The organism is Sphingobacterium thalpophilum (genome assembly GCF_038396785.1).
Lineage (GTDB): Bacteria > Bacteroidota > Bacteroidia > Sphingobacteriales > Sphingobacteriaceae > Sphingobacterium > Sphingobacterium thalpophilum_A.
The window spans coordinates 4,881,391-4,900,679 of record NZ_CP151087.1 but is presented as its reverse complement, the minus strand read 5'-3'; the positions used below and the strand labels follow the sequence as shown (position 1 = coordinate 4,900,679).

Genomic DNA, 19,289 nt, shown 5'->3' with positions numbered 1-19,289 from the left:
TCTCACCAACAGCTCGTTTTTCACACTATTTTTTACAATTTTCTATTCACCCGCAAAGCTAACCTTAACGAGGTGTTTGTCAATTTCCCAACGGCCAGTACCATCTTCACCAATTACATCGAACAACTCAAGGATACGTCTTGCAACAAACTCCTCTTCTACTTGCTCTTCCAAGAACCATTGTACAAAATTAAAAGTAACATAATCCTTCGCTTTAGCACATTTATCAGCGATGTTGTTGAACTGTTCAGTAACAAACATCTCTTGTTCCAATGTTTGTTCAAAAACGCCACGGAACGATTCAAAATCTTGCGGGATACCTGTAACTTCCGGAGAAATTGCACGACCACCGCGGTTGTTGATATAATTGAAAAGCTTCAACATGTGCTCGCGCTCTTCGTTGGATTGTTTCGCAAAAAATTCTGAAGCATTTTCCAAACCTTGATCATCACACCATGAAGACATTGCCAAATATAAGGCTGAAGAATGAGCTTCAACTTTAATCTGTGCATTCAATATATTTTCGATCTCTTCTTTCAAAGAAGATTTTAATTTCAATAAATCTTTCATATTTACCTTAAGTTTAATTTCTAAAACATCAACAGGTGAAACACATCATCACCTGATTACATTACAAAGATACAGTAGATCTTCAAAATCTGTATCAAGAATATGCAATACAAATTCAGTCTAAATTAGACATGCAAACCGCAACTTGTTTAGAATCAATACAATTACAAATACGTAATATTGATACTTTCAATAAGCGATAAATTAAAACAATAAGTGGCTTAAAGGCCTAAAAATCATTGAATGTCAATAAAACCAGCGGACGATCTCATTGACACTTATTTAAATTAAAATTAAATAAGGTCTTTCCAAACAAAAAGCGGTGTACATCACAGACGTACACCGCTTTTTTCAGTTCTTTTATATGTATAGCCTTATGCAAAAACTGCAAATGGCGAAACCTGCAAACAAGTTCTGACGACGCTATTCAATTCCATCATAAATTTAGCGCCATCTAACAATTCGCGCAATTGAAGGACATCCTCTACAGCTAAGATGAAACATCTTTCCGTACGGAAAGGCATAATGATTTCAAAATCCGATGAACGTGTTGTGTCGTGAAGCATGTGCTCAACATCAATCGCATCGATACGTTTCTTAAACTTCAAAAAATCCGATACCGAGAAAGAGGTTGTTTCATTATTATACTCCAACCAGAAACAATTTTTGCGGCTACATTGATAAACTGTACCTGCTGTGGTTGAAAAAACTTCCTCAACATTTGCTAACGGACAAACCAATTTTGACATTTCTATTTCTCTTATCATTTAAATCGATCCAAAAATAAATATTATTTATAATCAATCCAAGTAAAACAGAAGATTATTTTGATTTAATATAAATAAGCCTTTCAGCGAGTAATGGAAATAAATCCTTCCTAATTTCACATGGATCAACAGCCCCGAAAATCCACGTAAGGTTCTTACGGACCAATTACAATAGAGCGGTACAAAAAAAGAGGCCAGTTTCTATAACTGACCTCCTACATTTACATCTATATTTTAATAGTTATTAATCGTATTCTTCTTCCTCTTCTTCTTCCTCTACGGCAAGAACTTCATTACGCCCATTGATAACTGTATTTTTTGTCTTTGTTTTATGTTTATTAATCTGTCTACGCAAGGATTCGACAGCAATATCTGTCGCCTCCTCAAAGCTCTTCGCTTGCCCTTTCGCAAAAAGCTGGCTTCCCGGGATATTCAATTTAATTTCTGAAATTTTATTTGCCTCATCATCGACATTTTCCAATCGCAGGTAGCATTCGCCCCCAATAATGGAATCCAAAAACTGCTCCAATTTTCCTGTTTTCTTTTTGATAAACTCGATTAGCTTTTGATCAGCAGTAAATCGAATGGATTGCACAGTAATGTTCATTTTTCCTCCTTTTTTTAAGCTTTTGGATGAGCTTGTTTATAAATTGACTTCAATCGTTCTGCTGAGTTATGCGTGTACACTTGTGTTGCCGCAAGCCCTGCATGCCCCAGCAGCTCTTTAATTGCATTTAAATCCGCCCCATTGTCCAACAGGGCCGTTGCGAAAGTATGTCTCAAAATATGAGGACTTCTCTTACCTTGAGTAGAAATCAGCGTCAATTGCCGATGTACAATATCATAGATCAGCTTGGCATATGCCGGCTTCCCTTCTTTCGTAACGATTAGTAAGCTGTTATTAGTATCAACAAATTGCGTCGCCTTTTGTTGCAAATAGTTTTTCAATTCTTTCAATAAAAGATTATTGATCGGAACCAAGCGTTCTTTGTTCCTTTTACCTAATATAAGAATATTTTTATTAAAAAAATCGATATCCTGCTCCTTAATTTTCAACAATTCGGCCAAACGAATCCCGGTACCGAACAACAATTCCATAACCATATAATCGCGGCAGGATTCGAATCCATCCTGCTCCTGTTCCATCTGATCCAATAAACGCACCAGCTTTTCCTTTTCAACGACTACAGGTAGTTTTTTAGCAGTTTTTAACGCTTTAATGAGTGTCATGGGATTTTTCGCGATATACTCTTCTCTTTGCAAAAATTTAAAATAAGTTCGCATGGAGGACATACTCCGGTTGACCGAACTTGCATTTTTTCCGGACTCAACCATTTGCGCGAAATAATGGCGTAAATCACGGTATACGATATCCGGCACGGTCAGTCCCTCACGATCCAAAAAAGACTGAAACATCTCCAGCTCATGCCTATAGGCAATAACCGTATGTTCTGAATACCTTTTTTCAATCTGCAAAAACCGAATAAACTCCTTTTCCAACATATTTTCCCTTGCTATATAGCTTAAATTACAAACTTAAAAGCACAAAAAAAAGGGAAAAGCAATGCTTTTCCCTTTATATTTTAAAATTCTCAGCGAATCAATTAGTTAGCTACATCTTGATTCAAAGATTGTTTGTAAATCGCTTTTTTCACTTGAATGCGACGAGTTACAGATCTCTTTTCGTAAGCTTGACGTGAACGCAACTCTCTTAAAACTCCAGTTTTTTCGAATTTCTTTTTGAAACGTTTCAATGCTCTATCTAAAGATTCTCCTTCTTTTACATTTACGATAATCATGCGTTATATATACCTCCTTTCGCCGCTTTTAAATTTAAAGTGGGACAAAGGTAAGCTATTTATTTTTAAAAAGGAAAACAAAATTATTTTTTATAGCAATTCGAATTCTTCCAACAAAATTCTTAGCGGTTTCTCCTTCGTACACAATGCCGTATGCCAACCCAATTGTTTTGCTGTTGCCAGATGTTGAGGACTATCATCAATAAATAAAGTCTCCGCCGGATCCAATTGTTGCTCTTGCATGACCAATTCAAAAATCTCTGCATCTGGTTTACGCATCCCTACTAAATGGGAGTAATAGGTCTTTTCAAAAAAACCTTCATTATCCGCAACACCATATTTCTCATGAATATCATTCATACAGTAGGCATAATGAATTGCATTGTTGTTACTTAACAAAAAGGTACGGTATCGATCTTTCAACTGGATTAAAATCTCATGATTACCCTGTGGTACACCGATCAGTAAACTGTTCCAGGCTGTATCAATCTGTGCATCCGTCAGTGCTGGGTTTTGAGTTAATTCTCTTATCCCCTCACGAAATTGCGTCGAATCAATTTTTCCTTTATCAAAATTATCAAAAAGTGCACTTTGACCATGATGTCCAAATACGGCATCAACATTTTCTATACCTAACTGAGTAAAAGCATCTTTCAATTTTACAAAGTCGATCATAAAGATCACATTCCCATAATCAAGAACAATATTTTTAATTTTTTCCATCGAATTATTTTGAAATATCGATACAAATATCGATAATTGCATCGTCAAAACGGCACAACAGCTGTTTAAATTGACAAAACAAAAGACCTGCTCCTATAGCTCAGTCGGTTAGAGTAGAAGACTTATAATCTACAGAGTTATAGAATTGAAAACAAGCTGTTTGAGCTTTGCATCTTGTAAAAACTTTGAGGGTTTTTCAAAGTGAAAAAAGATGATGTTAGCTTGAAAAATTTGTTTAAATTTGCATCACGCATGCAGCAAAAAAATGCGTATGGACCTATAGCTCAGTTGGTTAGAGTAGGACACTCATAATGTTTTGGTCGATGGTTCGAGCCCATCTAGGTCCACAAAAAAACCGTCTTACAAAGAAATTTGGAGTCGGTTTTTTTGTTTTTCTGATGCTGATTACCGTCAGCAACTATGCCTTTAGGAAGCCCCCTAAAAGCAGGTTTTACGGATCATACCGAAAGTTTGGGGGGTAATCATTTTTAAGCATACAATTTCATCACTCTGTACAGGAAGAATGTTGTATCCCTTACTCCACGGAAGACGCTCCTGAAAGCTTTGAGTTTTGCATTGAAGGACTCTGCGGATGCATTGGTGCTTCTATTGTCGAAGTAGTGGAGAATGTATTGATGATGTGCTGCAATGGATCTTGCGACACTCTCGAATGAAGCAATACCCGCGTTCTCAACCTGGTTGTGCCACAGTCCTAACTTTGTGAAAGCAACTTTTTTATCCCTGCATTTATTGAAGATGTCACCTAAGGCAACTCCAAGATCATAAGCCTGTTTTAGCTTGGGAAACCTGATGAACAGCAGTTCTGCACGGCGTTTTTGGCTTTCCGACCATCGACTTGGATGCTTGAACAGGAGGTGTCTCGACCTAGCTAATAGCTGTTTGAGCGTATCACCATTAGGCAACAACTCGGGGTCATATGGGATACCCCGTTTTCGCGATTCCATTATTTTTTTGCTTTCTGCATCTAAGACTTCCCATCGGTATTTGATACGGAGTTCCTGAACAGCATCATAAGCAAGTTTTTGTACATGAAACCGATCGATAACCCTTCTGGCATTTCTGAAACACCTACGGATAGCCTTTGCCATATTGGGGGCCATATCCATCGTTACTTCCCTAACTTTGTTCCTTAGTTTAAGTGGAATGCGCTCTAATACAGCAATAATATCTTCCGCCTTTGTCCCTCTTATGGTAGCCAATATGGTTCCCTTCCTGCCCTTTGCTGATTTACTGCTTACGATCGTGTAAAGTTCACCGTTGCTAAAGCTGGTCTCATCGATGCTCAGGTGTTCCGATATGTTATCAGGAAAAAGGGTCCATTGCTCTGCGTGTGGCTTTTGGTCCCAGTCCTGGAAGTCACTGAGATGGTTCTTGTATTGATCCTGTAGTTGCTTACCGTCCATTTGGAAGAACAGACCTACCAATTGGGCGCTTACAGGATGATTATCCAAATATCTTCTTTAAAAAAAGCCCGAATTCCGTAGTCATTCGAGCACCCTCACGCACCAGATTCCAATCTCTTGTGATGATCTCTCCGGTATCCAGGACCGTCCAGCGACGACGGCGGATATGTAGCGTAACTTTCTGGCCTCGAATGGGAAAGTCTGAAATCTCAGTGGAAGGCATGAAGCCCTTTGACTCCAACTTGCTGTTCTGATAGCCTGTCGGAGCAATATTAAGCTCATCTAAATAAATGTGGAGCTGATTGTCAACCTGATCGACTTCTAAAATCTGAAAGTATTCCAATAGCCCTTCGGGCATCAATAGGGACAGTAATTTACGTTCGGCTTCTTGCAAGGGATATCTGTATTAAGGATGCTAAACTAAGAAATTTTTGACATTCCCCCCAAGAATTCAGCTTGATCCGGTTTTACATAATTTTTTGTTGAACTCCACGCAAAACCGTTACAAATACGTTACAGAAATTTTGCGTGCTAATCCAAATGAATTATGGCAACCGTTAGCGCCAAGGTGTTTGAACACCACAAGAAAGCAGATGGCACCTACAATGTAAAAATCTGTGTCCATCACAACAACCAAAGAAAGTACATTGACACTGTACACTATGTAGTCAAGAAGCAATTGACTGCCAAAATGAAGATCAAGGATAATTTTGTCAATAACCTGATCGATGAACAGCTGAAAGGATACCGCAAAGTTATCAGCGAACTCGGCGAGAAGCTTAACTTCTTTAGTGCCGAATCCCTTACGAACTATCTCCGTGAAAAAGATGCCGATGTGGATTTTATCAAGTTCTGCGCGGTGCATATCGCTCAGAGTGAAAAAGATGGTAAAAAGGGTACGGCTCACAACCATCGTGTAGTCCGTAACAGCCTGATCGACTATTTTAAACGTGAAGCTGTGTCAATAACAGAAATCAACTCGAATATGTTGCTCTCCTACGAACGCTTTTTAAGAAGTGAACGCGTGATGGTACGCTCCAGTGGACAGAAAGGTCTCACCAAACAAACGATAAGTAAAGGAGTATCTGATAGTGGACTTCATAACCACATGCGAGACATGCGTACCCTGTTCAACGCCGCCCGCAATATGTACAACAATGAAGACCTGGGCATTTACAGAATTAAACATTATCCATTTAGAAAGTACAAAATTGGCTCCGCCCCACTTACTAAAAAGAGGAACAATAACTTAGAGCAAATAAGGATCATCCGCGATTGTACACCAAGACCCGGAAGCCGGGCAGAAATGGCAAAGGAGCTCTATATGCTTTCATTCTACTTATGTGGTATGAATGCGGTAGATTTTTATCATTTGACAAAAGGGAATATCAGAAATGGTAGGATAGACTATAATCGGTCGAAAACCCAAGGTCAAAGAAAAGACAATGCTTTTATAAGCATCAAAATTGTTGATGAGGCCAAACCATTACTTCAAAAATATATAGAAACACTTTCTGCCCGTTATGCAAATTCTGATGGACTGAACAAAGCCCTAGAAAAGGGAATGAAAGAGTTGCGAAAGATCACAGAAATTGATGGACTGACACTTTACTGGGCGAGGCACACGTTTGCTACTATCGCCCGCAATTCCTGTAGAATGATTAAAGATGATGTAGCGCAGGCCCTAAACCATGTAGATAGTGAACATACTACAACGGACATCTACATTGAGAAAGATTGGCGCATTGTTGATGAGGTACAACTTAAAGTCGTTACTCTTTTGAGAAAATCAGATGTAAAAGTTACAAAACAGAAAGAAAGATTGACATCCTTAAAAGAGGTTGCATAAAATGGTTCTTACAAAGCCATTAAAGACCGTTGCAAAAGTGTTTGGTTTTTATTTTATTGATATTCAAGTTTTTAATTTGTTTCTTGTTGATTTTCGTTATATTTAAGGTATGGAAAAGACAGAAAAAGTTAGCTTTGTTGATTACATGGTTCAAAGACGGAAAATCAAGCAGGAATTCTTCGATCAGATCAATACATTGGTAAATTGGCGTCCGATTTCAAATATTATCAACAAGCATTACCACAAAGGGGAAAGCAAAATGGGACGCCCTAGTTATTCTGGTCTTGTCCTCTTCAAAATGACACTTCTACAGACCTGGTATGGTCTGAGTGACTACGAAGTAGAAGACCGTATAAACGACAGTATCTCCTTTAGTCGCTTTGTTGGCATCAGTTTGGACGATTCGGTTCCCGATCACAGTGTTATTAGCCGTTTTCGCAGCTCGCTGACAGAAAAGGGTGTTTATGAGAATCTATTCAAGGAGCTGAACAAGCAGTTGAATAAACATAAAATATTGGTAAAACGTGGAGCTATCGTTGATGCCAGTATTGTTGATTCTCCGCTAAAACCAAAAGGCAAAGTTATTTACGAGATCGAAAGTGACCGTAGTGAACATCCTCGCGAAGATTCTGAGCTGGATAAAGAGAATAGTGAACAGTTATTGATCCAACAAGAGAGCCCGGGTGTTGACCATGAAGCTCGTTGGATAAAGAAGGCTGGGAAAACACGTTATGGCTATAAAAAGCATTATGTCACCGATACAGAAGGCCTGGTTCTGGGCGTGGTAACCACTCCAGCAAATGTAAATGAAATTGCCAATCTTCAACAGGTAATATCTTCGGCTGACCTTCCAAAGGGCATCCATATCTATGCTGACAAGGGATATCGTTCCTCTAAAAATGAGGAATTGATCAAATCAGGAAAGCTAAAAAGCAGGATCTTGCATAAGGCAAAGAAAGGAACAGCGTTAACCGAAAGAGAGAAGTTAAGAAACAAACTGATCGGCAAGATCAGGTTCAAAGTTGAACGGACCTTCGGGAGCATCCGGCGATGGTTCAACTCAAGCTGTGCAAGGTATAAGGGGATCGCCAAAATGCATACACAAAATCTAATGGAAGCCATGGCGTACAATCTTTACAGATCACCTGGGATACTTGTGTCCAATGCAATAAAAAACACAAATTAAGCAGTTGAAAAGGCCTCAAAAAGAGGATTTTTCAAGAAAACGCAACTAGATTTCCGAATCCAAATCGGAAAAAACTGCAAAAAAAAGCAAAAATAACCGATCAGAAAATATCAACATTATTTTGCAACGGTCTTCAATAATAAATCCAGCCTGTACCGCGGTTGAAAGGTGACCCAATAATACCGAATCATTCGCATTTTGAGTGTTTTCAATAACTGAATTTCCTGCAAACCAAAGAGAAGTACAAAAGAATTGAGAAAGTACAAGAATGGTTAAACGATATTTATACACGAAAATTTATTGTGCTAACAAAATCAATGAACTTGCCCAACCTATTTGCAGAATTTTTCCTGTCACTTTGCTTCTACAATCTTGTTTTGCCACCTTCTCTGCAAAGTCATTAAAAATCATTTTAAAAAGATCAGAAAATGACCAAAAAGCATCCCAATTTATGCAGTAGCTCGACCTCACGATAGAAGTACTGCCTTTTATCAGGCCAGCGTTTTCTAAGGCCTTCAGATGTTTTACAACCGACGATTCTACGATTGGCAAATCGTCAATCGATGTCTCACTGATACAATTTTCTTCTTTAGCAAGCCGCATCATGATGGCCATCCTGGCTGGATGGGCCATTGCTCTCATAAATTCAGATAGTTGCTTTTCCAAAGGCTCATAGTCACTTTTTTTCGCTGGCATAGTATTTAGATTTGGTTACGTTTTTTGTACCGGACATCAAGTAGCTGGCAACTTTCTTTTGCAAAAATCTACAAGGTCATTGGCCATCTTTATTCTCTTTTATCGTCACATTGAATTGTACTTTATTACCTGCTAATCGATATTCAGATTTTTTGATTTCTTAATTACATTCCCACCATTTCTCTGTAGGAATCTGCTGACAATAAATTTTCAGCCTCGGAAGGTTGCGAAATTTTTATTTTAACCATCCATCCTTGTCCAAACGGATCTGTATTGATCCATTCGGGATTTTTATTGAGCTCTTCGTTGATTTCAATGATTTCTCCCGAGATTGGCATAAATAGATCGCTTGTAGTTTTTAAAGCCTCCACTGAGCCAAATTCTTCATCTTGTTTAAAAGATGTGCCCGGTTTAGGAAGATCGACATATACAATTTCTCCTAGTTCTGACTGAGCAAAAAAAGTGATCCCAACTAAAGCAGTTTCACCTTCTATTTTAAGCCACGTGTGTTCTTTTGAATAAAGATTGTTTTCTGGGTTTTTCATAATGCTATATTTTAGTATGCTTTTCTTAATCTGTCTGCAAACTCGTTTGGTAAAGGACTTTGTTCAATTGCTTGTGCTGCTTTTTCTACGTCATATTCAAATCGCAAAAAATCAACTTTTATGTTTTCATTTGAAATACCGGATTTGGCTTCCGACAATTCGAGCATAACATAACCACCAAAAGGATTGTTGTCTTTAGGTTTACCGATTGAACCTGTATTTATGATATGCTTTGGACTGCCAGATGCAGCTTGAATAATCCTGTGATATGGCTTGTGGGAGTGTCCAACGCAAAGTATATCTGCCTGAGCTTCTTCCATTAATTGCAGTACATAGGTTTCTTCAGTATCTTCTAAAACATATTCATCTACACTGCGGGGACTACCATGCACCAGCAAAATGTTAAGGGTATCATCATTCAACTTAAATTCCAGACGTATATGTGCGGGAAGTGTAAGTAAATAATTGCGTTCCTGTTTTCCTACAATATGGTAGGCATAATTTTTCCCAGATTCTTGAAGTTCATTTACATTGACTGCTTTAAGATTTAAAACTTTTAGATCATGGTTGCCAGCTAATGTGGCTATTTTACGGGCCCTGATTTCTCTTATAACTTCATTGGGCCAAGTGTTGTATCCTATCAAATCACCAAGACAATAAACTGCGTCTGGCTTTTGCTTCTCAATATGTGCAAATGCGGCCTCTAGCGCCGGTAAATTTGCATGTATGTCTGATAAAAGTGCTATTTTCATTTAATTTTTATTAAGAGGTATGGTAAAAGATACCTCTTCCGGTGGAAGACATTGCTTATCATCACAAACCATATACTCGATACTGCCTTTGACATTAGTCGCTCCTGGTTTAAACTTTATTTTCTGTTGGAATATGACTTGTTTGGAAAAAAAACTCACTTTCATATTGAAAACTTTTTCAAAAGTTGTTGTTGGTTTTGGCTCAATAGTTTTTCCAATTAGGGTAAATGATGAGGAAGGGGCAAATTTGATTGATGTTTTAATAGGCCCACCCTCTGCAATATGCTGAGAATAGAGATGCCAGCCATCATCTATTGTTGCCTTTAAATAAAGTACAGCCTCACTTGCATTGATTTTTTTTGCCGCATAGCTCCACTTTACTGGTTGTAGATTTCGGATAAACTGGTTCTTCCGCACTTTTGGTGGTAATACCATCATATTTGTCTTCAATTAGCGTTCATATTTTAATGAATGCATCAAAACTTGTTTTTTCGGACGATGGTGATAACTTTAGGATTATATCAGTAGATAACCAGCAAGATGTACTGGTAGTTTATGTGCAGAGTACTACCCGAAGTGCTGTCTGCCCAAACTGCTGCATCACTTCGAAAAGAATCCACAGCTATTACACCCGCAAGATCGCAGACCTTCCTGTCTTTGGTAAAACTTCCAGAATTATTCTTCGCTCTCGTAAATTTTATTGTCATCAAGACGAATGTCCGTTCAAAATATTCACCGAGAGGTTCGAGAGTCATTTCAGGCCATATAAACGGAGGACTGAGCGTCTGGAAAGTAAGATCAGACAACTTGGGCTTCTTGCCGGAGGAAGGCCTGCTCAGCGGATTTGTACCATATTGTCGATACCCACTAGCGATACGACTATACTACGGTTGATTGAAAAAAGCGATTTTTCACCAGCAAAAGGTGTAACCGCCATTGGCGTAGACGATTGGGCTTACAAAAAAAGGAAAAGTTACGGTAGTATTTTGGTCAATCTCCACACAGGGAAAGTGATAGATCTATTACCAGACCGTGAACAGGAGACATTGCGTAAATGGCTACAGGAACGTCCAGAGATTGAAGTAATGAGCCGGGATAGATACAGTAACTATCAAAAAGCAATTACTTTGGGTGCTCCCCAATCTATCCAGGTCACCGATCGTTGGCACTTGTTGAAAAATTTAAGTGAGGCGGTACAGAAAGTTTTGATTAGGCATTACAGCAAAGCCACAGCTTTGTTGGCCAATAAGCAGTTGCGGGTTGACGATCAACAAATAGCTGAAAATCAAAGCTCACTATCTGAAAACAGAAGCTCTCCGGATTCAGCTCATGGCGGGATCCGCTTAAAGCGGTTTGAGCAACTGAAGGAATTACAGAAAAAAGGATATTCCATACGTGCCATGGCACGGCATCTGTGCATGCACAGACAAACCGTCAAAAACTATCTGGACATGGAGACCTTGCCCCGGAAATCTCAATGCAAGATTAATCCGCTTGAAAAATTCTTTACGCATATAAAAAAGCGTATGGAGGAAGAGCCGAGCATATTGATCACCACATTGTGGCAGGAGCTCAGAACCCAAGGATATAAGGGAGCCTATTCAACTTTCTCAGAAGGCTTGAAATTCTATGGGATCCGAGTGGGCAAAAAAGCTGGGTTCACTAAAGAATTACCGAATCATGGTGCAGCAACTTTTAAACCATCATCAGCGGCGATATGGTTTCTGTCAGATCAACAAAATCTGTGGGATGACCAACGGAATATCATCCGCGAATTATGCAAATCCTCCAAAGAGCTGAATAAGACTTTTATCCTAGTGCAATCCTTCCGTAAAATAATGGCTGAGAAGTCGGGCGATACAAAATTGAGGGAGTGGATCGAGAAATCAAGCACCTCGGGACTAAAAGAAATAGCATCATTCGCAAAAGGACTGCTCGCCGATTGCCCCGCTGTTGAAAATGCGCTCACCTTACCATGGAGTAATGGTCCCGTGGAAGGAAACGTGAACCGACTGAAAATGATTAAGAGGCAGATGTATGGTAGAGCGGGGTTTGACTTATTGAGGAAACGTGTATTATACGCTCCGTCTTGACCACCAAAAGTGGGGAAGAACCACTTTATTCCGAAATCAGGTGGTCAATATAAGCGAAACCTCCATATGACCTATAAACCTGTTACCCTAACTGAAGCTGGTAAAAAGGATGCGGCCTTAATTGTTCGAAAACACCGCCTTATTGAGATGTATTTAGTAGAAAAAATGGGGTTTGGCTGGGATGAAGTTCATGATATTGCTGAACAGGTTGAGCATGTAAGTTCTAACCTTTTTTTCGATAAAATGGATGAGCTCCTTGGTTGTCCAAAATTTGATCCTCACGGAGCACCAATACCCGATAGACATGGAAAGGTTGAGGTTCCTTATCAAATAAAGTTGAGTGAATGCATTGTGGGAGAAACAATTAAACTTTCTGGTGTCATTCACTCGTCTGATGATTTCTTGAAGTTTTTAAACAGTAAGGATTTAAAACTGGGAACTGTCCTTACAATTAATTTAATAGAAGCTTTTGACGGAACTAGGGAAGTTAGTTATGATGGAAGAAGAAATGTAGTACTTAGCCAAATTGCTTGCGAAAAGCTATTGATTCAAAAAACGAAATAAAGATAATGGCTATGTTTTTCATGTCTGGATCACTAAACGACATGGAACATCTGATGTAAATTGATGACAAGATTTAATTGTGCGCTTCGGTCAATAAGAAAAATCTCTATTTTATAAATAATTTGTTGGAATTGATTTTTTTTTATACTTTTGACAAAATCAAAAATAAGAAAGTGAGATTTTGGAGCTTATTTATTTGCACTATAGTAATCGCATTGAGCTTTGCTCCATGTGCAGATGCTGCAATAAGGCACAATAAAACCCGTTCTGATTTTACAACGTCCAATCATTCTTCTTCTGAAAGTCATAAAAACACTAAAGGAGACGCCTGTTCTCCGTTTTGTGTCTGCACTTGTTGCAATGTTCCTACCTTTCTTTACCGTACAACGTTTCCTGCCATTGTTGTCATTTTTTTACAAGTTGCCTATCCAAATTCCCATCCTGCTAAAGTAGTTTCTACTCCTTTAGCAATCTGGCAACCGCCACAATTAGGTTAATTTAACTTTAGAGTCATGCCTTGTTATCATTCCTTGGGAATGATGCATGTTGCATTTTTCAAATTTATTTTACACCTAATTTTAATACGATGCTGAAAAAAATCATTCAGTTTTCTATACAAAACAAGCTTGTTATTGGGCTTTTTACCCTTGCATTAATCGCATGGGGTGTTTACTCCCTTAGACAGCTTCCTATAGATGCTGTACCTGACATTACCAATAATCAGGTACAAGTTATTACCCTCAGTCCTTCACTGGCCAGCCAGGAAGTCGAACGTTTGATATCTTATCCCGTTGAACAGACTATGTCTACCATTCCAGAAATTGAACAAGTCCGTTCTATTTCAAGGTTCGGATTGTCTGTAGTGACGATCGTGTTTCATGATGATGTGGACATTTATTGGGCACGGCAACAGGTCAATGAAAAGTTATCTGAAGCCAAAAACAATATCCCTCAGGGTTTAGGTAACCCGGAAATTTCACCTATTTCTACTGGGCTTGGTGAGATTTACCAGTATGTCATCCATGCTAAAACTGGTTTTGAGAAAAAATACACTGCTAGGGAACTGCGGAGTATCCAGGACTGGATTGTGCGGAGACAACTTTTAGGTACTCCTGGCATTGCTGAGGTGAATAGTTTTGGCGGTCTTTTGAAACAGTACGAAATTGCTCTGGACCCAGATAAGCTGCGGAGTTTCAGCTTGAGTATTAATGATGTGTTTACTTCGCTGGAACAAAACAACCAGAACACCGGAGGCGCTTACATCGATAAAAAACCAAATGCATATTTCATACGGAGTGAAGGTTTTGTGAGTAGTCTGGATGATATCAATGAGATCGTTGTTAAAAGTAATCCCAGTGGTATACCAGTCCTGATCCGGGACATTGCCACTGTACAAATTGGTAATTCTATCCGTTATGGTGCCTTAACTAGGGCTACCCCAGATGCACAGGGTGAAGCCGTGGGTGGAATTGTCATGATGCTCAAAGGAGCAAATGCCAACAACGTAGTACAGCAGGTAAAAGTCAAAATTGACCGGATCAGTAAGACTTTACCAGAAGGTGTGACCATAGAGCCTTTTCTTGACCGCAGTGCTTTGGTCGACAGGGCCATCAGCACAGTAGCGAAAAACCTTATTGAAGGTGCTTTAATCGTTATTTTCGTACTGGTGCTTTTTCTTGGAAACTTGCGGGCCGGATTGGTCGTGGCTTCAGTAATCCCGCTGGCCATGTTGTTCGCTATTGCGATGATGAACCTTTTCGGGGTTTCCGGAAACCTTATGAGTCTCGGAGCGATTGATTTTGGTTTGATTGTGGATGGAGCAGTTATCATTGTAGAGGCCACCATGCACCATTTGGGTATGCGTAAGCCAGGAAGGATGACCCAAGAAGAGATGGACGAAGAGGTTTATGAATCGGCAGTCAAAATCAGATCGGCTGCTTCTTTTGGGGAGATCATTATTCTGATTGTTTATTTACCAATATTGGCTTTGGTAGGGATTGAAGGTAAAATGTTCGGGCCGATGGCTCAAACAGTTTCTTTTGCGATTCTGGGAGCGTTTTTGTTGTCAATGACGTACGTACCGATGGTTTCTGCTTTATTTTTGAGCAAAAATCCTACGCATAAAAGAAACTTTTCTGACAGGATGATGGATTTCTTTCACAAGTATTACCATCCGATGATTAAGGGGGCACTGAAACGGAGAAAAGTAGTAACGATCACTTCCATTGTTTTGCTTGCAGTCAGTTTATTTGTATTCAGTCGTATGGGCGGAGAGTTTATTCCCAACCTGGAAGAGGGAGATTTTGCGGTGGAAACCAGGCTCTTGACAGGTAGTTCGCTTTCCCAGACGATTGATAAGGTAAACCAGGTGTCGGCGATTCTCGTCAAGAAGTTTCCTGAGGTAAAAGAGGTGGTCGGCAAAATTGGAGCAGCGGAAATTCCTACAGACCCTATGCCAATGGAGGCCTGCGATTTGACCATCATTTTGAAAGATAAGAAAGAATGGACAAGTGCCAAGACCCGTGAGGAACTAACAGAAATGATGGGTGATGCACTGAAGGAAGTGCCTGGTGTAAGCTTTGGTTTTTCTCAGCCGATCCAATTGCGCTCCAATGAGCTGATCTCTGGTGTCAGACAGGACATTGGGATTAAGATCTTTGGGGATGATCTTACAGCATTGACCGACTTCTCGAAAAAAATCGGAAGTATTGTATCTTCTGTTGAGGGAGCAAAAGATATCTATTTGGAACAGGCAGAAGGTTTGCCCCAGATTGTAGTCAGAATCAAAAGGGACAGGATTGCCCAATATGGCCTGAGTGTAGGAACCGTTAATCAAGCCCTAAATGCTGCTTTTGCAGGTCAGTCTGCTGGCTTGGTTTACGAAGGCGAACAGCGCTATGATATGGTAGTTCGTTTATCACAGGAAAATCGCCAGGGAATCGACGATGTGAAAAATGTGTATGTTACTGCGCCAAACGGCAATCAGGTACCCCTGGATCAGCTGGCTGAGATTGATTTCAAGATAGGTCCCAATCAGATACAACGCGAGGATACCAAACGCAGAATTATCGTTGGCTTGAACGTCCGTGGACGTGATATCGCTAGCGTGGTGGAAGAAATCCAAACAAAAATAGAAAAACAGATCAAATTGCCTCCCGGCTATTACATTACTTACGGAGGCCAGTTTGAGAACCTGAGAGAGGCTACTAAGCGATTGTCGGTAGCCGTGCCTGTAGCACTACTGCTAATTCTGCTATTGCTATACTTTTCTTTTGGTTCGGTCAAGCAATCACTTCTGATTTTTTCAGCTATACCAATGGCGGCCATTGGAGGAATATTTGCCTTACTTTTAAGGGGAATGCCATTTAGTATTTCCGCAGGTGTCGGTTTTATCGCACTTTTCGGGGTTGCTGTACTAAATGGGATCGTACTGATCACAGAATTTAACCGCCTTAAAAATTTGGGTAAATATACTCTGAATGACATTGTTTTAAAAGGTACTGAACTGCGGTTGCGGCCAGTATTGATGACAGCAACTGTGGCTTCTCTTGGATTTTTGCCAATGGCGATTTCTACTGCCGCCGGTGCGGAGGTGCAAAAGCCACTTGCTACGGTGGTCATCGGTGGCTTGATCACGTCAACTATTCTTACCTTAATTGTATTACCTGTGCTGTATACTTATTTTGAAAAATGGAAAGGTAAAACAAAACCTATTTCTACTGCAACAGTAGCAGTTATCATTGTCGGGCTATTATTGTTTGCACCCAGTGCAAAAGCCCAAACCCAGGGCCGTCCGCTTACAATGGGGCAGGCGATCCAAACAGCTATTAATAATAACGAGTCGATGAAAGCCTCGGGTTTACAGATTAATCAGCAACAAGCTCTAAGAGGTAGCTCTTTTGATTTGGGTAAAACCAATTTTGATGTACAATACGGACAGTTCAATAGCATAAAGAAAGACAATAATTTCAGTGTTTCGCAGAGTATCCCAAATCCCGGGGTGTTCAGGAACCAGCGAGGTCTGTATGATGCAAGAATCAAAGGAGCAGAACTGAATTTGTCGGTAACCCGAAATGAACTTAGTTATCAGGTTAAAAGTGCTTATAGTCAACTTGCCTACTACGTGGCTTTGCAGGAATTGTATAAAAGCCAGGATTCGGTATATAGCAATTTCCTTAAGGCGGCTACTTTGCGATACAAGGCTGGAGAAACTAATTTATTGGAAAGTACCACTGCTGAGACCCAATACAATGAGGTACTGAATCAAATGAGCAAGAATCGTTCAGATATTTTAGCATTTACCGCAGAACTTCAAAGGTTGCTAAATTCAAAGGAACCCATCGAAGTGACTAAAGATCAGTTCAAACAGGATGAATATAGTAATGTTGCCCTTGACAGTGCGATATCGGCTAACCCCTTGCTCGCATTGCAAAGGCAGCAGATTATTATTGCAGACAAAGCGCTTGCACTGGAAAAATCTCGTTCAGGCCCTGATTTTACCGTCGGCTATTTTAACCAATCTATCATTGGTGCCCAGAACGTTAACGGTGCCGATCAGTATTTTAGTGGAAGCAAGAGATTTCAGGGTATACAGGCAGGGATAGCTTTGCCGATATTTTTTAAACCGTTTTCCTCTCGGGTTAAAGCGGCTAGAATAGAAAAGGAGGTTGCTGAAACCCAATTTAATCTATTTGAGACCAATCTGCAAGGCCAGTATAAACAAGCTTACCAGGATTTGCAGAAAAATTCAAGAAGCATTGATTATTATAAAAAAAGTGCATTGCCTAACGTAAACCTCATCTTAAAGCAATCGCAAATCGCTTTTCAAAATGGTGAAATTGGATATGTTGAATATTTGCAGGCTTTACGTACCTATTCAGAAATCCGTTTCAATTACTTACAGGCAATCAATCAGTATAATCAATCAGTTTACACGCTTCAATACCTTATGGGGCTTTAATCACTAATAAAATGAAAACAACAGTTCAAAATATCATTCGTATTACCTCAATACTGCTATTCGCGATTTTTATAATTTCCTGTGGTGGAAATAAAAAAGAAAAAACAGCTGAAACAGAAGCAGCCGCTACCGAAGAAGGACACGAAGAAAACGAAAATTCCGTAGAAATTACTGCTTCCCAATATAAGTCTATAGGAGTGACTTTAGGTTCCCCCGAGATGAAATCCCTGAGTGGGCTTCTAAAAGTCAATGGTTTTATTGATGTTCCGCCACAAAATCTGGTGAGTGTGACTACTCAAATGGGAGGTATAATCCGGTCAACGCCACTTTTGCCAGGTAGCAACGTTAAAAAAGGTCAGATCATCGCGGTACTGCAAAATCAGGAATACGTTCAGCTTCAGCAAGACTATCTGGAAAGCAGAAGTCAACTTGAACTGGCTGAGATGGAATATAAGCGCCAACAGACATTGGCTAGTCAGAATGTCAATTCACAAAAGACACTACAGCAGTCAAAATCTCAATATCAGGTTCTTCTGGCTAGAGAAAATGCATTAAAGCAGCGTTTACGACTGATTAACATCAATCCTGGGAACTTGTCAGCAACCAGCATCAGAAGTGAAATCAATATTCTGGCACCAATAAGCGGTTATGTGACCAAAGTAAATGTAAATACTGGAAAGTTTGTGAACCCTAATGATGTGATGTTCGAAATCGTCGATAATTCCAACCTGCACGTAGAACTTAAGGTGTTTGAAAAGGATGCGCAAAAGGTAAAGCCAGGACAAGGTGTAAGGTTTACACTGGCCAACGATGCAGATTCAACCATGCAAAATGCGGTAGTTCAGCTGGTCGGAAAAGAAATTGGGACTGACAAAACGGTTACGGTACACGCTGTAGCTAAAGGAAGTAAGAGTTTTATTCCAGGCACCTATCTGAAAGCCTTCATCGAAACCGGAACCAGTCAGGCTTTAGCTCTGCCGTCGAGCGCAGTCGTTGATTTCCAAAATAAAAAATACATTTTTATAGCTAAAGTTGCCGGTAAAGAAAAAGGACATGCAGAAGAAAAAAAGGAAGACGGGCATAAACATGACGAAAAGGAATCTGAGCGTGAAAAGGAAGCAGAGGGCGAAGCCTACCATTTTGAGATATTAGAAGTAAGTGTTGGAAACAGCGATGGTGGATACATCCAGGTTGAGTTGCCTAAAGGAATGGATTTTAAAGGTAAAGTGGTGCTGACTGGAGCTTACGACCTGCTGTCAAAATTGAAAAACAGCGAGGAACATGAGGGCCATTAGTGGTACGCGCACAGTTAAATAACAAGCTAGAGATTATGTTCCACATTTGCGAACATAATCTCTATA

At 39.8% G+C, this 19,289-nt stretch carries 19 protein-coding genes and 1 tRNA gene; 8 read left to right on the top strand and 12 right to left on the bottom strand.

Features of this window, described 5'->3' with window-relative positions:
- Positions 1-42: 42 nt before the first annotated feature.
- The 6 genes from AACH28_RS21625 to AACH28_RS21600 all read right to left on the bottom strand — a co-directional run bounded on the left by AACH28_RS21625 (position 43) and on the right by AACH28_RS21600 (position 3,859).
- Entirely contained in the window at positions 43-570 is a 528-nt protein-coding gene (locus tag AACH28_RS21625) for a ferritin (RefSeq protein WP_286775086.1), read from the bottom strand.
- Positions 571-944: 374 nt separating this feature from the next.
- Positions 945-1,319 carry a DUF6686 family protein gene (locus tag AACH28_RS21620; protein WP_286775085.1) on the bottom strand — a complete coding sequence of 125 codons (375 nt, stop codon included), beginning with the start codon at positions 1,317-1,319 and terminating at the stop codon, positions 945-947.
- A gap of 262 nt (positions 1,320-1,581) precedes the next feature.
- Complete coding sequence (gene hpf / locus AACH28_RS21615) at positions 1,582-1,944, bottom strand: ribosome hibernation-promoting factor, HPF/YfiA family (RefSeq protein WP_088162635.1); 363 nt, start codon at positions 1,942-1,944, stop codon at positions 1,582-1,584.
- A 14-nt stretch (positions 1,945-1,958) separates the two neighbouring features.
- Complete coding sequence (locus tag AACH28_RS21610) at positions 1,959-2,840, bottom strand: tyrosine-type recombinase/integrase (protein ID WP_341831477.1); 882 nt, start codon at positions 2,838-2,840, stop codon at positions 1,959-1,961.
- 101 nt (positions 2,841-2,941) lie between these two features.
- On the bottom strand, positions 2,942-3,136 hold the full coding sequence (gene rpsU, locus AACH28_RS21605; protein WP_046672133.1) for a 30S ribosomal protein S21: 195 nt from the start codon (positions 3,134-3,136) through the stop codon (positions 2,942-2,944).
- A gap of 90 nt (positions 3,137-3,226) precedes the next feature.
- Positions 3,227-3,859: an HAD family phosphatase gene (locus AACH28_RS21600; RefSeq protein WP_172840733.1), complete on the bottom strand. Its 633-nt coding sequence runs from the start codon at positions 3,857-3,859 to the stop codon at positions 3,227-3,229.
- A gap of 273 nt (positions 3,860-4,132) precedes the next feature.
- On the opposite strand from AACH28_RS21600, the gene AACH28_RS21595 reads away from it, so the two are divergent.
- A tRNA-Ile gene (locus AACH28_RS21595) sits at positions 4,133-4,206 on the top strand.
- Between the two features lie 141 nt (positions 4,207-4,347).
- On the opposite strand, the gene AACH28_RS21590 is transcribed toward AACH28_RS21595, so the two are convergent.
- Positions 4,348-5,331 carry a transposase gene (locus AACH28_RS21590; protein WP_286767918.1) on the bottom strand — a complete coding sequence of 328 codons (984 nt, stop codon included), beginning with the start codon at positions 5,329-5,331 and terminating at the stop codon, positions 4,348-4,350.
- Entirely contained in the window at positions 5,324-5,677 is a 354-nt protein-coding gene (locus AACH28_RS21585) for a transposase (RefSeq protein WP_286767917.1), read from the bottom strand. The genes AACH28_RS21590 and AACH28_RS21585 overlap by 8 nt, the downstream gene beginning before the upstream one ends.
- A 153-nt stretch (positions 5,678-5,830) precedes the next feature.
- On the opposite strand from AACH28_RS21585, the gene AACH28_RS21580 reads away from it, so the two are divergent.
- A complete protein-coding gene (locus AACH28_RS21580; protein ID WP_341831476.1) occupies positions 5,831-7,132 on the top strand; it encodes a site-specific integrase in 1,302 nt (433 codons plus the stop codon).
- A gap of 163 nt (positions 7,133-7,295) precedes the next feature.
- Positions 7,296-8,318, top strand: coding sequence for an IS5 family transposase (locus tag AACH28_RS21575; RefSeq protein ID WP_112374319.1), 1,023 nt, complete (start codon positions 7,296-7,298; stop codon positions 8,316-8,318).
- A gap of 297 nt (positions 8,319-8,615) precedes the next feature.
- Here the strand turns inward: AACH28_RS21575 and AACH28_RS21570 are convergent, their stop codons facing one another.
- From AACH28_RS21570 to AACH28_RS21555, 4 genes are all read right to left on the bottom strand, one after another.
- Positions 8,616-9,014 (bottom strand): ArsR family transcriptional regulator, encoded by a 399-nt coding sequence (locus AACH28_RS21570; RefSeq protein ID WP_341831475.1) that lies wholly within the window; start codon positions 9,012-9,014, stop codon positions 8,616-8,618.
- Positions 9,015-9,178: 164 nt separating this feature from the next.
- The gene (gene gcvH / locus AACH28_RS21565; protein ID WP_341831474.1) at positions 9,179-9,559 is read right to left on the bottom strand and encodes a glycine cleavage system protein GcvH; all 381 of its coding nucleotides are present in this window, start codon (positions 9,557-9,559) and stop codon (positions 9,179-9,181) included.
- Between the two features lie 11 nt (positions 9,560-9,570).
- Positions 9,571-10,311 carry a metallophosphoesterase family protein gene (locus AACH28_RS21560; protein WP_341831473.1) on the bottom strand — a complete coding sequence of 247 codons (741 nt, stop codon included), beginning with the start codon at positions 10,309-10,311 and terminating at the stop codon, positions 9,571-9,573.
- Positions 10,312-10,749 carry a protein-disulfide reductase DsbD domain-containing protein gene (locus AACH28_RS21555; protein WP_341831472.1) on the bottom strand — a complete coding sequence of 146 codons (438 nt, stop codon included), beginning with the start codon at positions 10,747-10,749 and terminating at the stop codon, positions 10,312-10,314.
- Positions 10,750-10,778: 29 nt separating this feature from the next.
- Between AACH28_RS21555 and AACH28_RS21550 the strand changes: the two genes are divergently transcribed.
- The 5 genes from AACH28_RS21550 to AACH28_RS21530 all read left to right on the top strand — a co-directional run bounded on the left by AACH28_RS21550 (position 10,779) and on the right by AACH28_RS21530 (position 19,223).
- On the top strand, positions 10,779-12,404 hold the full coding sequence (locus AACH28_RS21550) for an ISL3 family transposase (RefSeq protein WP_341833120.1): 1,626 nt from the start codon (positions 10,779-10,781) through the stop codon (positions 12,402-12,404).
- A gap of 66 nt (positions 12,405-12,470) precedes the next feature.
- The gene (locus tag AACH28_RS21545) at positions 12,471-12,968 is read left to right on the top strand and encodes an iron dependent repressor, metal binding and dimerization domain protein (protein WP_341831471.1); all 498 of its coding nucleotides are present in this window, start codon (positions 12,471-12,473) and stop codon (positions 12,966-12,968) included.
- 125 nt (positions 12,969-13,093) lie between these two features.
- Complete coding sequence (locus tag AACH28_RS21540; protein ID WP_341831470.1) at positions 13,094-13,465, top strand: DUF6660 family protein; 372 nt, start codon at positions 13,094-13,096, stop codon at positions 13,463-13,465.
- Between the two features lie 89 nt (positions 13,466-13,554).
- The gene (locus AACH28_RS21535; RefSeq protein WP_341831469.1) at positions 13,555-17,928 is read left to right on the top strand and encodes a CusA/CzcA family heavy metal efflux RND transporter; all 4,374 of its coding nucleotides are present in this window, start codon (positions 13,555-13,557) and stop codon (positions 17,926-17,928) included.
- Positions 17,929-17,939: 11 nt separating this feature from the next.
- Positions 17,940-19,223 carry an efflux RND transporter periplasmic adaptor subunit gene (locus AACH28_RS21530; RefSeq protein WP_341831468.1) on the top strand — a complete coding sequence of 428 codons (1,284 nt, stop codon included), beginning with the start codon at positions 17,940-17,942 and terminating at the stop codon, positions 19,221-19,223.
- Positions 19,224-19,289 lie beyond the last annotated feature (66 nt).